Consider the following 15,184-nt stretch of genomic DNA (forward strand, 5'->3'; position numbering starts at 1 on the left):
CCTTCTTTCTCGACATCGTCATTTCATATGTTTCATCTATTCCGTTCTGCTATCATGCTTCCTCTTCTTCGTCTGCCGGAAGAATATAGGCCTTTGCCGGTTCCTCCGAAAAGATGTGCTCAATCAGCCCTTCGATGTCCGATGAACGAATCCGTTCGACATCCGCTAACACTTCTTCAAGTGATGGGTGGCGATGCAGATGCAACTCATTTCGGGCGTTTCGATTCATGTGGCTCGATGTGCCTTCGTTCCCTAAAATCAGAGAACCTTTCAGCTGTTCAATCCCATCTTCGAGTTCCTTCTTCGATAATCCATCCCGCTTCAAGCGATCGATTTCAGCAGCGAGGACCTTTTCGACCTCTTCGACCGATTCCGGAGACGTGCCGACATAGATCGTGAACGTTCCATGATCATCAAACGTCGTGTAATAGGAAAAGACAGAATAGGCAAGACCGCGTTCCTCTCGGATGGATTGGAATAAACGACTCGACATCGTCGCACCGAATGCATTATTGAGTAAGGCGAGGGCAGGCAAACGTGGATCAGCAGAAGGAATCGCACGGAAATTATAACAAATATGAGCCTGTTCCGTATCCTTTTCCTTGCGAATCACACCATTTTGTAACCTTGGTTCTGTCGTCTCGCGTGTCTTCGATCGTGATTCGAGAATCGACATCCGCTCTTGAATCTGCGCAATCAACTCGTCTGAGACATTTCCGGCAACGGAAATGACGATTTGATCCGGAGCATACGCTTCTTCGAGATATCGTCCGATCATCGTTCGATCAATCCGAAGCACACTCTCTTCCGTTCCAAGAATCGGTCGAGCCATGACATCTTCTCCGTAAGCCGCAACAGCTAATAACTCATGGACGAGATCATCTGGTGTGTCATCGTACATTTTAATCTCTTCAATGACGACCTTTTTCTCTTTTTCCAGTTCATCCGCGTCAAACGTCGATTCGAGGAACATGTCCGCCAATACGTGAAAGGCTTCTCCTGCATGTTCATCTAATGTCTTGACGTAATAACACGTTTGATCCTTACTCGTGAACGCATTAATATTTCCACCAAGTCGGTCAAAGTAAACCGCAATCTCTTTTGCCGTATGGCGTTTTGTTCCTTTAAACATCATATGCTCGATGAGATGACTGATACCATGCTCCTCGATTTGTTCCGTCCGACTTCCTGCTTGAATGAAGATTCCGGTCGCGACACTGCGTGCTTCCGGCATCCGTTCGACGATCAGTCGAACTCCGTTTTCTAGTTGTATCCGTTCGATCATAGTAATTCCTCCAAATATAGGAAACAAGGTGGCTCTCGTTGCATTCTCTGCACCGTCGAGCCACCTTGGATTCATTAGTTACGACGTGGTGGACGTTGTCCGTCACGTGGTGGGCGTGAACCCTGATCCCGGCGTGGCGGGCGGTTCTCACGCTCTGTCTTTTTCTTTTCTTCATACGCTGCACGATCTTCTTCACTTAAGCCTTCGACGAGCAGGACTTTGTGCGAAGCGTTGACGCGTCCCTTGTCATCGATTTCTGTGACACGGACTTTTAGCTTATCTCCAAGTTTGACGACATCTTCCGTATGACCAACACGGTTAAGTGCGAGTTCCGAAATGTGGACGAGTGCGTCTTTTCCTTTGAACAATTCGACGAATGCACCGAATTTCTCAACACGACGAACTGTTCCATCGAACTCTTCACCGACGACGACTTCACGGACGATATCTTCGACCAATTGACGGGCACGATCGATGCCGGCTTGATCCGTCGAAGCGATAAAGACGGTTCCGTCTTGATCGATGTCGATCTTGACGCCTGTCTCATCGATGATACCGTTGATGACTTTACCACCAGGTCCGATGACATCACGGATTTTATCTGGATTGATTTTGAGCGTGACGATTTTTGGCGCGTATTGCGACAATTCGACACGTGGTTCAGCGATGACCGTTTGCATATGCTCAAGAATGTGCAGACGACCAAGACGTGCTTGTTCGAGTGCTTCTTCGAGGATTTGACGCGTGATTCCGCCAATTTTCATATCCATTTGCAGAGCTGTGACACCTTCGTGAGTTCCAGCGACTTTAAAGTCCATATCGCCGAGATGATCTTCCATCCCTTGGATATCTGTCAAGATCGAGTAATTGTCGCCTTCCATGATCAAGCCCATCGCGATACCAGCGACGGGTGCTTTAAGTGGAACACCTGCATCCATCATGGCAAGGATCGAACCACAGATTGAAGCCTGTGATGAAGAACCGTTCGACTCAAGAACTTCCGACACGAGACGAATCGTGTACGGGAAATCAACTTCATTCGGGAGAACTGGTAAGAGTGCGCGTTCTCCAAGTGCCCCGTGACCAATTTCACGACGACCTGGCGCACGCATCGGACGTGCTTCCCCAACTGAGAATGGTGGGAAGTTGTAGTGGTGCATGAAACGCTTCTCTTCCTTCAGACCCAGTCCATCGATGATTTGAGCGTCACCCGCAACACCGAGTGTCGCAACAGACAAGACTTGTGTCTGACCGCGTGTGAACAAACCTGAACCGTGCGCACGTGGTAAGAGACCGACTTCTGAATCAAGTGGACGGATCTCAGCAAGACCACGACCATCTGGACGAACTTTGTCTTCCGTGATGAGGCGACGGACTTCGTCTTTGACGAACTTGTTGAGAACGCCTGATACTTCTGCCAATTGTTCTGCTGTGACTGACTCGTCAGCTGCATACAACTCGATGTATTTTGCGATGACTTCGTTGATAGCAACGTCACGTGCTTGTTTTTCTTCGACTTGAACTGCTTGTGTGACTTCTGCCAATGCTTCTGCTTTCAGGCGATTGACGATTGTCTCATCGAAGCTTGATACCGTATATTCGAACTTCTCTTTACCGACTTGTGCGACGATTTCTTCTTGGAACGCGATCATTTCCTTGATGACATCATGTCCGAGCAAGATCGCTTCAAGCATTGCTTGTTCCGATACTTCCTTCGCACCTGCTTCAACCATGTTGACGGCATGTTTTGTTCCGGCAACTTGAAGGTCGATGTCGCTGACTTCCATTTGCGCTGAAGTTGGGTTCACAACGAATTCTCCGTCAACGCGACCAATCGTCACGCCTGCGATTGGACCGTCAAATGGAATATCCGAGATCGAAAGCGCAATCGAAGCTCCGATCATCGCAGCGACTTCTGGTGAATTGTCAGTATCTGACGAAAGGACCGTCGTCGCCACTTGAACGTCGTGACGGAAACCATCCGGGAATAATGGACGGATTGGACGGTCGATCAGACGCGAAGTCAAGATCGCACTCTCTCCAGGACGTCCTTCACGTTTGAGGAATCCACCTGGGATTTTACCTGCCGCATATAATTTTTCTTCATAGTTCACTGTTAATGGGAAGAAATCTAAGTCCTTCGGTTGTTTTGATGCAACGACCGTAGCAAGAACGGCTGTATCGCCGTAACGAATCAATGCTGCTCCGTTCGCTTGTTTTGCTAATTGACCGATTTCAATCGTTAATGGACGTCCACCGAGTTCGGTCGAAAACGTCTGTTTTGTTTGTGACATGCACAAATCTCCTCTCACTGCTATCCGTTTTTTCATTCAAATCTAATTATGTAGGTTCTTGCGCAAAAAGTCCATGAATCGGCAAAAAAAAGAAACAGGAGACGATGCTCCTGCTTCCCTACCTCGTTCTCGTCGGGATTAGCGACGGAGACCAAGACGCTCGATCAACGAACGGTAACGTGCAACATCCTTGTTACGAAGGTATGTGAGCAAGTTACGGCGACGACCGACCATTTTCAAGAGACCACGACGTGAGTGGTGATCCTTTTTGTGTGTACGTAAGTGATCGTTCAAAGTTGTGATCTGTTCAGTTAAAACAGCAACTTGTACTTCCGGCGAACCAGTATCGCCTTGTTTCGTAGCATATGCTTCGATGATTTCGTTTTTACGTTCTTTTGTGAGTGCCATTGTCACTCCACCTCCATCTTATGAATGACCGTATTCCCGAGCATCGGATGGTGAGACCAGATGCCAAGTGAATCGGCTGTACGTGATCGTACTGACCTATCATAACGAACCCTGTCCGTACTGTCAAACGCTTAATCGTGTATTTGCCTCTTCGCGGTCCCGTGCCAATTGTTCCTTTAGTTGATCGATACCGTTGAAGGCTTTTTCATCACGTAAATAAGCGATCCATTCAAGCGTCAATTCTTGACCATAAAGATCCTCATCAAAGTCAAGAAGATGTGTCTCGATACTGACGTCTCCTGTCTCATAGAACGTCGGGCGTCTTCCGACGTTCGTCATCGCTTTGAACCGACGACCGTCCGCTAAACGAACGAATGTCGCATACACACCAAGTTTCGGTATGACGTAGGCGAATTCTGGTCGCATGTTGGCTGTCGGGAAGCCAATTTGTCGACCGCGTGCGTCACCGTGAATGATCGTACCTTTGATTTGGTAGGGTTCACCGAGTAAACGTGCAGCCGGTTCGACTTCTCCTGCAGCAAGTAAACGACGAATCCGGGTTGAGCTGATTTTTTCTGCTTCTTCTTGGAACTCTGCTACAACGGTGTGCGTGAACGTGCTCCGACTATGAAAATCAAGCGTCGTCATTTTTCCGGCTCCGAAGCGACCGTAGGAATAATCAAATCCAGCGACGACGTGCTCTGCTCCAGACGCAATCAGATATTCATCGACGAAAGCTTGCGGTGACAATTCCGAGAAAGGAATCGTGAACTCAATGACGTAAACACGATCGACACCAAGGCGTTCGATTTTCTCTAATTTCCGTTCAAGCGGCGTGATGTAGCGGACCGGTTCATCCCCTTTACCAAGTACTTGTTTCGGATGTGGATCAAAGGTCATGACAGCCAAAGGAAGGCGACGAGCCTCCGCTTCTTTCCGTGCTGCTGCGATGACTTGCTGATGTCCGAGATGTACACCGTCAAAAAAGCCGAGCGCGATGACAGCAGGGTCTTTTTGAGGCTGTTCCGGATATGTCAAATGTATGATGTCCATGATGCTCTCTCCGATCTTAATCGATTTGTAGCATGACCTCGACGCGTGCTACCTGTTCTTCTGGAAGACGTCGATATAACGCTAAAGGTACGTCTTCTTCATTATAGACAGTAAACAGCTCGAATTCGACTGGAATGCTCGTCAGCTTAGCTCCGTTCAAGACACGCTGCGCTGTTGCTGCGTCAACCGTCAATCGTGGCCATTTTTGGATGACGTGTTCGATCGGTAGGACGTGTTGCATCCGTTCTTCGACTGTCTCGTACGACTCGAGCGTCTCAAGTGTGACGGTGTCCGTCTCAGCAATCGCCCCAGAACCTGTCCGGCGTAAGTCGCTCATGTGTGCGGCATAACCGAGTCGTTCTCCGATTTCGACTGCTAGTGTCCGGATATAGGTCCCTTTTCCACATGCGATATCGAGGCGGAAGCGACAAAGACCATCTTCGAATACGAGGTCCGATGTCCGTTCCAATCGATCGATACGGACGATCCGTGTCGGTCGCTCGACTTCAATCCCTTTTCGTGCATATTCGTATAGTTTCTTCCCGTTCACTTTGACTGCTGAATAATACGGTGGCGTCTGTTCGATTTCTCCTGTCAAGGCGCTCAGAATATCAGCGATCGCCTCTTCAGTAATACTTTCGGGTTCGACCGGTGTTTCACGAACGATCTCTCCGTGTGCATCTTCTGTCGTCGTTGCAAAACCGATCGTCACTTCCGCCGCGTAACGTTTTCCTTCATCCGTGATGAAACGGGCAAGTTTCGTCGCTCGACCGAGACAAATCGGTAAGACACCTGTTACTTCTGGGTCAAGCGTCCCTGTATGTCCGACTTTTTTCGTCTGAAACAAGCGACGTAGACGAAAGACACAATCATGACTCGTCATGCCGGCTGGTTTATCTAGTGGTAATACTCCGATGGGTTCCACGTGATGTCCTCCTTGAAAAAAGGCAACCACATGCGTGGTTGCCTTAGGTGTTAATCTTTGTTCAAATTCCGAAGCAACTCATCAATGCGTGATCCGTATTCGACAGAAGAATCGACCTCGAACAATAGTTCAGGTGTTTTCCGCAGACGAATCCGCGATCCGATTTCCTTACGCATGAAGCCTTTTGATTTTTCAAGACCGATGCGCGCATCCTCACGTGCTTTTTCGTCACCGAGGACTGAATAGAAGATCGTCGCTTGTTGCAAGTCTCCTGTCACTTCGACACCTGTGACGGTAATCGGCTTGACGCGTGGATCCTTGACATCTTTGATGAGCAGTTGCGTAATTTCCTTACGCACCTGTTCGGCGACACGATTCGAGCGTAAACTCATGTTTGTTCCCTCCAGTTCGGAAGAATGGATTCCGTTCTGTTACTTCCGTTTGACTTCTTCCATGATGAACGCTTCGATGACATCATCGACTTTTACGTCATCATATTTTTCAATCTTAATACCACACTCGTAACCAGCAGCGACTTCTTTGACATCATCTTTGAAGCGGCGAAGTGTATCGAGTTTTCCTTCGTAGATGACAATGCTGTCACGAACGACACGAACACCTGCATCACGTGTCAACTTACCTTCCGTGACATATCCACCTGCGATCGTACCGACTTTCGACACTTTGATGACATCTCGGACTTCAGCTTGACCGATGATTTTCTCGACGAATTCAGGATCAAGGAGACCTTTCATCGCTTGCTCGATTTCTTCAATCGCATTGTAGATGATCCGGTGAAGACGAATTTCGACTTTTTCCTGATCTGCCATTGATTTTGCGTTACCATCCGGACGAACGTTGAATCCGATGATGATCGCATTTGCTGCTGAGGCGAGGATGACGTCACCTTCTGTGATCGCACCAACACCTGAGTGTACGATGTTAATTTTAACACCTTCGACATCAATTTTCTTCAATGAACCGGCTAAGGCTTCAACTGAACCTTGAACATCACCTTTGATGATGATATTGAGGTCCTTGACTTCGCCTTCTTTGATGCGGTCGAAGAGATCTTCTAAGCTAACTTTCGCTGAATCGCGACGTTGTGCTTCGATTTCACGTTGGTAACGTGCTTCACCGATTTGGCGTGCTTTTTTCTCATCTTCGAATGCGAAGAATTGATCGCCCGCTTTCGGGACATCGTTTAAACCTGTAATTTCGATTGGCGTCGATGGTCCGACTTCTTTGACACGACGACCGATATCGTTGACCATTGCCCGGATACGACCGAACGTGTGACCGACGACGATCGGGTCACCAACGCGAAGTGTTCCGTGTTGAACGAGAAGTGTAGCGACTGGACCGCGTCCTTTATCGAGTTTCGCCTCGATAACTGTTCCGCGACCGTTCATGTCTGGTGTTGATTTGTATTCTTGAACTTCTGAGACGAGAAGGATCATCTCGAGCAATTCGTCGATGCCGTCTCCTTTAAGAGCTGAAACCGGTACGAAGATTGTATCGCCGCCCCAGTCCTCTGCAACAAGTTCGAACTCTGTCAATTCTTGTTTGACACGGTCAGGGTTTGCGCCCTCTTTATCCATCTTGTTGACCGCGACGATGATTGGGACGCCAGCTGCTTTCGCGTGGCTGATCGCTTCTTCTGTCTGCGGCATGACACCGTCATCTGCTGCAACGACGATGATTGCGATATCCGTGACATCTGCTCCACGTGCACGCATCGTCGTGAACGCCGCGTGACCTGGTGTATCAAGGAACGTGATCTTCTTGCCGTCGATCTCAACTTGGTAAGCACCGATGTGCTGCGTGATCCCGCCGGCTTCGCCTGCAGTGACCTTCGTGTTACGGATCGAGTCGAGCAATGTCGTTTTACCGTGGTCGACGTGTCCCATGATCGTAACGACCGGTGGACGCTCAGACAATTCGTACTGGTCAAGGTTCAATTCGTATTGATCAAAGTCCGTCTCATCGACTTGGACAGTCTTTTCGACTTCAAAACCAAACTCTGTCGCGAGCAGTTCGACTGTCTCGTCATCAAGATCTTGGTTGATCGTCGCCATAACACCGAGACCCATCAATTTCATGATCAGTTCATTCGGTTTTTTCGCCATTTTTTCAGCGAGTTCACCGACTGTCAAGTTGTCAGAGTATTGAACGACGTTTGCCATCGCCTCTTCTTGCGCCCGGCGAGCTGCTTTCCGTTGACTCGACTTCGAGTTCGGATCCGCTACTTCAAGTTTGCGTGGTTCTGCTTTCTTTTGGTTCGGACGACGTTTGCCGCCACGGTTGTTACGGTTGCCGAATTCTGGGCGTCCGCCTTTGCTGTTACGTGATTGGTTACCTGCTGGTTTGTTTGTACTTCCTGGTCGGTTCGGTTTATTATCTGATTTCACTTGTTTTGGAGCCTCCGTCTTTTGAGCCCGATATTTTTCGGGATTAAATACTTGATCGAGTTGCTGTACTGTCTGTTCATCTAATACTGCCATATGATTCTTGACTGGTTTCTCCAGCTTTTCGAGCTGGGTGATGACCTGCTTACTTGTTACGTTTTGTTCCTTGGCGAATTCGTATACACGCTTACCCAAAGGATCCACCTCCAATTAGTCGTTCGAGAGGAGTTCAGTTAGCTTTTTCGCAAATCCGGCTTCATTGACTGACACGACAACACGCGCATCCTTTCCTAATGCTTGACCGAGAATCGTCCGGTCGGCGACTTCTAGGTAAGGAACCTGATAACTCGTACATTTATCTGTGACTTTCTTACGCGTGGCAGCCCCCGCATCTGCTGCTAAAAGAACAAGCTTCGCTTGTCCTCCTCGTACTTCTTTCAGTACGAGTTCTTCTCCCGTCGTCACTTTTCTAGCTCGATTCGCGAGACCGAGAAGGGATTCCCATTTACTCATTTGTACCTCCCGCGATTTCAAGCAATTCATCGTATAAGGCATCTGTCGTCTTGACCTTCAAATGATGATCAAGCGTCCGTTTTTTCTTCGCCGTCGCAATGACTGCCGCATCTTTCGATAAATAGGCACCTCGCCCATTCATCTTACCATTTAAATCGATGACGACCTCTTGTTCAGGTGTCCGGACGACACGAATTAATTCTTTTTTCGGTTTCATTTCTTGTGTGATGACACACTTACGTAATGGTACCTTTTTTTGCACGAATTATTCCTCGCCTTCGACTTGGACCGCTTCTACTGCCGGCTCTTCCGTCGCGAAGACATCTTCGAGATCCATTGCTTCCGCTTCAGACTCGCTCTTGATGTCGATTTTCCATCCTGTCAATTTCGCTGCGAGACGCGCGTTTTGACCACGTTTCCCGATGGCAAGCGACAATTGGAAATCTGGAACGACGACGATTGTCGCTTTCGCTGGTTCGTTGACATAGACCGCAACGACTTGAGCTGGGCTGAGCGCGTTCGCGACATATTCTTTCGGATCATCCGAGTAACGGACGATATCGATTTTTTCCCCGTTTAAATCATTAACGATGCGTTGAACACGCGCCCCTTTTTGTCCGACACATGCACCGACTGGATCGATGTCGTCCGCTGCGACTGCGATTTTCGAACGGTCGCCCGCTTCACGCGCTACAGACTTGACTTCGACTTCGCCACTTGAAATCTCTGGTACTTCGATTTCAAAGAGACGTTTTAAGAGACCTGGATGTGTCCGTGATACGAGAATCGATGCCCCTGATCCCTTGACCATCGGATCAACCTTCGTGACGTACACCTTGATGCGATCACGAATTCCGAAACGCTCGTTCGGCATTTGCTCGTGTGTCGTCAAGACAGCTTCGATCCCTTCTAGGTTGACGTACAAGTTGCGTGCATCTTGACGCTCGACGATACCTGTCATGATCTCGTCTTCACGATCCGCGAAGTGATTGTAGATGCGTTCGCGTTCTGCTTCACGCATTTTTTGTGTGACGATCTGTTTCGCCGTTTGTGCTGCAACACGACCGAAGTCGCCTGGCGTCACTTCGACTTTATGGAAATCGCCGAGTTCATATGTCGGATCGATCTCGTGCGCTTCTTCAAGCGAAAGTTGCTCTTCTGGTTGTGTCAATCGTTCGACGACTTCCTTAAGCGCGAAGACACGGATGTCTCCTGTCTGCTGGTCGAATTCGACCTTTACAGCCTCCGATTCTTTTCCGAAGTTGCGTCGGTACGCTGAAATCAATGCCTGTTCGAGCGCATCGATGATGATGTTCTTGTCAATTTCCTTCTCTTTCGCGATTTGATTGATCGCCTCGAGTAACTGTGGTCCCATCGTTCTCTTCCTTTCCGTCAGAACATTACCGCAAGTCGCGCAAGTGAAATCTTGTCGACCGGTATCTCAATTTTCAATTTTCTTGTTTTGACACGCACTTCGATTTCAAGCATCTCAGGTGTGTACGCGAGCAACGTTCCTTCGAATTCAACCGCATTCTTTACTGGATCGTGCGTTTTGATGTACACATGTTTCCCAATCGCCTTTTCGAAGTCCTCGTCTTTCTTCAGTGGACGTTCCGCTCCTGGACTAGCGACGTCGAGGTAATACGGCTCGTCGATCGGATCATTGTCATTCAATGCTTCCGATAACTGTTCATTGATTTTGACGCAGTCTTCAAGATCTACGCCACCCTCTTTGTCGATGGAGACACGTAGGAACCAATCCGCCCCTTCTTTGACGAATTCAACGTCGACTAGCTCCATCCCCTCTCGTTCGACGATTGGTTTTGCGAGCGCTTCGACCTTTTCCGTTACGTTCGTCATCTTCATCCTCCTTCAAAAAACAAACAAGAAAGGAGCAGGTCCCCCTACTCCTTCCAAGTCGTAGTATAAAAAACATTTCCTCACTCAATATAGCATAGGAAAGCGCTCAAAGCAAGTGTTCCTAAGGGCTTACAAGTCGAACAAGGAGAGCTGATTCTCGTCTGGTAACCCTTCGAGACAGCCTAGGTTATCGAGCGTCTCGATGATCGATTTCGACAATTTAGCGCGTTTTTGGAGGTCTTCCTTTGAGAGGAATTCGCCGCCTTTACGTGCTTCGACGATTTGCTTCGCAGCATTCGTCCCGAGACCTGTCACGGCATTAAACGGTGGTAACAACGTATCCCCATCAATGAGGAATTCCGTTGCACTTGAGCGATAGAGATCGACTTTTTGGAACGTAAAGCCGCGTTCGATCATCTCAAGCGCGATTTCAAGAACCGTGTACAATCCCTTATCCTTCGCCGTCGCTTCGAAACCTTTGTCCTTGATGTCTTGCAAGACTTTCCGAACGGCAGCAGATCCCTTATTCATCGCGCCGATATCAAAGTCACCCGCACGTACCGTAAAGTACGAAGCGTAGTAATACATCGGATGATGGACTTTATAATAGGCAATCCGGACAGCCATCAAGACGTAGGCAGCAGCATGGGCTTTCGGGAACATGTACTTGATTTTCTTACAAGAATCGATATACCAGAGTGGCACATCGTTCTCGATCATCGCCTCTTCCATGTCAATCGAGAGTCCTTTCCCTTTACGGACTGACTCCATGATTTTAAAGGCAAGTGACGGTTCAAGACCGGCGTAGATCAAGTAGACCATGATGTCATCTCGACAACCGATGACATCTTTTAGTTCACACGTTCCGTTGTAGATCAATTCGCTGGCGTTTCCAAGCCAGACATCCGTTCCGTGCGAGAGTCCTGAAATCTGAACGAGCTCTGAAAACGTCGTCGGTTTCGTCTCTTCTAACATTTGGCGGACGAACTTTGTCCCGAACTCCGGAATGCCAAGCGTTCCTGTTTTTGAGTCAATCTGTTCCGGCGTTACACCAATCGATTCCGTCGAACTGAAGATTTTCATGACTTCCGGGTCATCGACCGGAATCGTCTTCGGATCTCGTCCTGACAGATCTTGTAGCATCCGGATCATCGTCGGGTCATCGTGACCGAGGATATCGAGTTTGAGTAAGTTATCGTGAATCGAGTGGAAGTCAAAGTGTGTCGTCTTCCATTCAGAACCCATATCGTCTGCCGGATACTGAATCGGACTGATATCGTAAATATCCATATAGTCTGGTACGACGATGATCCCACCCGGGTGTTGTCCGGTCGTCCGTTTGACACCGGTGACACCACTGACGAGACGATCGACTTCCGCATTCCGATACGTCAGCTCATTCTCCGACTGATACCCTTTGACGTAGCCATACGCCGTCTTCTCGGCGATTGTTCCGATTGTTCCGGCACGGTAGACGTAATCGTCACCGAACAGGACTTTCGTATAGGCGTGTGCCTGTGGCTGGTATTCTCCACTAAAGTTCAAATCGATATCCGGTACTTTATCCCCTTTAAATCCGAGGAACGTCTCGAACGGAATATCATGACCATCCTTAAACAATGGGACATCACACTTCGAACAAGACTTATCCGGTAAATCGAATCCCGAACCAACGGAACCGTCATCGAAGAACTCCGATTCCTTACAATTCGGACAGACATAATGCGGTGGTAATGGATTAACTTCCGTGATCTCGGTCATCGTCGCAACGAGACTTGATCCGACCGATCCCCGTGAACCGACTAAATAGCCGTCGTCGAGCGACTTTTTAACGAGTTTGTGGGAAATCAGATAGATGACGGCGAATCCGTGACCGATGATCGACTTCAACTCTTTTTCGAGGCGGGCTTCGACGATCTCCGGTAACGTGTCGCCGTAAATCCGGTGCGCCATATCGTACGACAAGTTCCGAACTTCTTCATCCGCCCCTTCGATCTTCGGTGTATAGAGATCCTTTGGAATGATGTCGATATTCTCGAACTGTTCCGCGACAGCTTGACTGTTCGTGATGACGAGACGTTCCGACACATCCGGTCCGAGGAACTTGAAGTCGTCCATCATTTCCTTCGTCGTCCGGAAGTGTGCCGGTGGCAGTTGTTTTCGCATGTTCAGCATGTTCGCTCCACCTTGCGTCCGGATCAAAATCTCCCGGTACGTCGCGTCATGTTGATCGAGGTAATGCACGTTCCCTGTCGCGACTGGTAAAATATCGTGTTCTTCCGCGACACGGATGATCTTTTTGATCAGTTCGCGCAATTCAAGTTCACTCTGAACGATTTCCCGTTCGATCAAATGACCATACATCGCGGGTGGTTGAATCTCGATGAAATCATAGAACTGCATCACTTTCGCTAAATCTTCGTCCGACTTGTTCAATGCGGCATCAAACACTTCGCCATTATCGCAAGCTGAGCCGATGATCAATCCATCCCGATGCGCGACGAGTTGCGAGCGTGGTGTGCGGACGACACGATGCACGTGTTTTGTATGAGCAATCGAAATCAATTGATATAGGTTCTTCAAGCCCGTCCGGTTCTTCGCATAGACCGTCGCATGGTATGGTCGTGCCCGCGAGATATCTTTCCCCATCTCCCGGTTAAGTGAGGCGTGTGTCTTCATGTCGAACATCTCATCCGCCATTTGCAGCAACTTGACCATCAAGTAGCCTGTCGCTTCCGCGTCATAGATGGCGCGGTGATGCTGCGTCAATTCGATGTCAAATCGTTTCGCGAGTGTGTTCAATCGGTGGTTTTTTAGCGTCGGCATCAAGACACGGGCTAGCTCAAGCGTATCAATGACTGGCAAGACCGATTCATCGTGTCCACCGGATCGTAGTGTTGCATTCAAGAATCCGATATCGAATGAGGCATTATGGGCAACGAGAATCGAGTCGCCGACCCAGTCCATGAATTCCTTGACGACTTGTTCCGGGTCTGGTTTTCCGCGGACCATATCATCGGTGATTCCTGTCAAATCAATCGTCGTCGCCGACAATAGATGCTTCGGATCCGCGAATGCTTCGAACTTATCGATGATATCACCGTCGTGGATCTTGACAGCTGCCAGTTCGATGATCTTGTTGTACATCGCGGATAAACCAGTCGTCTCGACGTCAAAGACAACGAATGTCGCGTCATCTAAGTTACGTTCCGCGGGATGATAGGCGACTTGCACCCCGTCATCGACGACATTCGCTTCGATTCCATACAATACCTTGATATCGTTTTTCTTTCCGGCATAGTAGGCATCCGGGAAACTTTGGGCACCCGCGTGATCCGTGATCGCAACAGCAGGATGACCCCATTTCGCCGCGCGTTCAACGTATTTCGTCACGTTCATGACCGCATCCATCTGACTCATTTGCGAGTGCGCATGTAACTCGACACGCTTTTCGCCTGCCCAAGGGTCAGCCGGTGCTTCCATCTTCACTTCTGACAGTTGGGCAATCATCATACAAAGATCGCGCAGGAATGTATCGAACTCAACGCGGCCAGCCGCTTGGATCCACATCCCTTTTTTGATCGCAGAGAGAATCTTGACGTCTGTTTCGTCACGCGCAAACATCTTGACGACAAGGGAGTCCGTATAATCCGTCATCTTAAACGTAAAGATTGTCTTTCCGCTTCGTAATTCACGACTTTCAGCTGAGAAAACGAGACCTCGGATCGCGATCCGTCGTTCCTCATCTTGGATCGTCTTGATTGGGACAATCTCATCTTGAATCGGTTTCCCGATTCGGATCTCGACTGGTCCTTCATCGTCATCCCGCGATTGTTCCCGTTTGAATTGCAACTCGAGCATCCGCTTTGCTTCTTCCATGTCTTCCTGTTTCACCTGATTGCGCAACGCTTCTTGTTTCGATTCGTTGATTTGAACAATCGGTTCACAGTTGAATTTCGGGAATCCGTAAGCACTGTAGAGTAACTGCAATTCCCCACATAAGCTACTTTTTAAGAATCCTGCTTCCGGTTCACTCCGGACCGGAATGAATAATTTCTGTTCTTTGAACTCCGGTAAGACACGTCCCAGTTGTGTCCGCATCGCCGATGAGACGTCTGCGAGATCTTGCACGACATATGGCCAGTAATCATGATACAGGCGTTCGTCTGGTCGACTATCCGCATATAGGATGACTTTGACTTCGGCGAATTGCTGGTACCGACTTATCAAACGACTCGTAAAGAGTTGATAGACGTTTTGGGGCAAAACGTGTGGCAATCGGATTTCAAATGTCCAGGTTGCTTTTGCTTTATTGACACGAAGCTTCTCAAGAACTGCTTCGTTAAAGTATTCTTCAATGATACCGTTCGGTAATTCCAAGTCACTCAGCAACAGTGACATGCGTTGTTGTGTATCCACTCGCAATTGTGCTGTCTGA

12 protein-coding genes are annotated in these 15,184 nt (G+C 48.7%); all 12 read right to left on the reverse strand.

What is annotated here, in order from left to right; all coding sequences use genetic code 11:
* Positions 1-52: 52 nt before the first annotated feature.
* The 12 genes from K7G97_RS10375 to K7G97_RS10435 all read right to left on the reverse strand — a co-directional run bounded on the left by K7G97_RS10375 (position 53) and on the right by K7G97_RS10435 (position 15,147).
* Positions 53-1,285 carry a M16 family metallopeptidase gene (locus tag K7G97_RS10375; protein WP_223040532.1) on the reverse strand — a complete coding sequence of 411 codons (1,233 nt, stop codon included), beginning with the start codon at positions 1,283-1,285 and terminating at the stop codon, positions 53-55.
* Between the two features lie 74 nt (positions 1,286-1,359).
* A complete protein-coding gene (pnp, locus tag K7G97_RS10380; protein WP_223040533.1) occupies positions 1,360-3,579 on the reverse strand; it encodes a polyribonucleotide nucleotidyltransferase in 2,220 nt (739 codons plus the stop codon).
* A gap of 138 nt (positions 3,580-3,717) precedes the next feature.
* Positions 3,718-3,987, reverse strand: a complete 270-nt coding sequence (gene rpsO, locus K7G97_RS10385) for a 30S ribosomal protein S15 (RefSeq protein ID WP_023468676.1) — start codon at positions 3,985-3,987, stop codon at positions 3,718-3,720.
* Between the two features lie 123 nt (positions 3,988-4,110).
* Positions 4,111-5,040, reverse strand: coding sequence for a bifunctional riboflavin kinase/FAD synthetase (locus tag K7G97_RS10390; protein WP_223040534.1), 930 nt, complete (start codon positions 5,038-5,040; stop codon positions 4,111-4,113).
* Between the two features lie 16 nt (positions 5,041-5,056).
* Positions 5,057-5,965, reverse strand: a complete 909-nt coding sequence (gene truB / locus K7G97_RS10395; RefSeq protein ID WP_023468678.1) for a tRNA pseudouridine(55) synthase TruB — start codon at positions 5,963-5,965, stop codon at positions 5,057-5,059.
* A gap of 50 nt (positions 5,966-6,015) precedes the next feature.
* A complete protein-coding gene (gene rbfA, locus K7G97_RS10400; protein WP_023468679.1) occupies positions 6,016-6,357 on the reverse strand; it encodes a 30S ribosome-binding factor RbfA in 342 nt (113 codons plus the stop codon).
* A gap of 39 nt (positions 6,358-6,396) precedes the next feature.
* The gene (infB, locus tag K7G97_RS10405; RefSeq protein WP_214746286.1) at positions 6,397-8,568 is read right to left on the reverse strand and encodes a translation initiation factor IF-2; all 2,172 of its coding nucleotides are present in this window, start codon (positions 8,566-8,568) and stop codon (positions 6,397-6,399) included.
* A 15-nt stretch (positions 8,569-8,583) separates the two neighbouring features.
* The gene (locus K7G97_RS10415; RefSeq protein ID WP_023468681.1) at positions 8,584-8,886 is read right to left on the reverse strand and encodes a YlxQ family RNA-binding protein; all 303 of its coding nucleotides are present in this window, start codon (positions 8,884-8,886) and stop codon (positions 8,584-8,586) included.
* Positions 8,879-9,148 carry an RNase P modulator RnpM gene (gene rnpM, locus K7G97_RS10420; RefSeq protein WP_023468682.1) on the reverse strand — a complete coding sequence of 90 codons (270 nt, stop codon included), beginning with the start codon at positions 9,146-9,148 and terminating at the stop codon, positions 8,879-8,881. Before rnpM ends, K7G97_RS10415 begins: the two co-directional genes overlap by 8 nt.
* Before the next feature lie 3 nt (positions 9,149-9,151).
* Positions 9,152-10,261 (reverse strand): transcription termination factor NusA, encoded by a 1,110-nt coding sequence (nusA, locus tag K7G97_RS10425; protein WP_023468683.1) that lies wholly within the window; start codon positions 10,259-10,261, stop codon positions 9,152-9,154.
* 17 nt (positions 10,262-10,278) lie between these two features.
* Positions 10,279-10,746 carry a ribosome maturation factor RimP gene (rimP, locus tag K7G97_RS10430; RefSeq protein WP_023468684.1) on the reverse strand — a complete coding sequence of 156 codons (468 nt, stop codon included), beginning with the start codon at positions 10,744-10,746 and terminating at the stop codon, positions 10,279-10,281.
* A gap of 129 nt (positions 10,747-10,875) precedes the next feature.
* The gene (locus tag K7G97_RS10435; protein WP_223042024.1) at positions 10,876-15,147 is read right to left on the reverse strand and encodes a PolC-type DNA polymerase III; all 4,272 of its coding nucleotides are present in this window, start codon (positions 15,145-15,147) and stop codon (positions 10,876-10,878) included.
* Positions 15,148-15,184 lie beyond the last annotated feature (37 nt).

Origin of the sequence: Exiguobacterium acetylicum (assembly GCF_019890935.1) — a bacterium.
GTDB classification, from domain to species: Bacteria; Bacillota; Bacilli; order Exiguobacteriales; family Exiguobacteriaceae; genus Exiguobacterium_A; species Exiguobacterium_A abrahamii.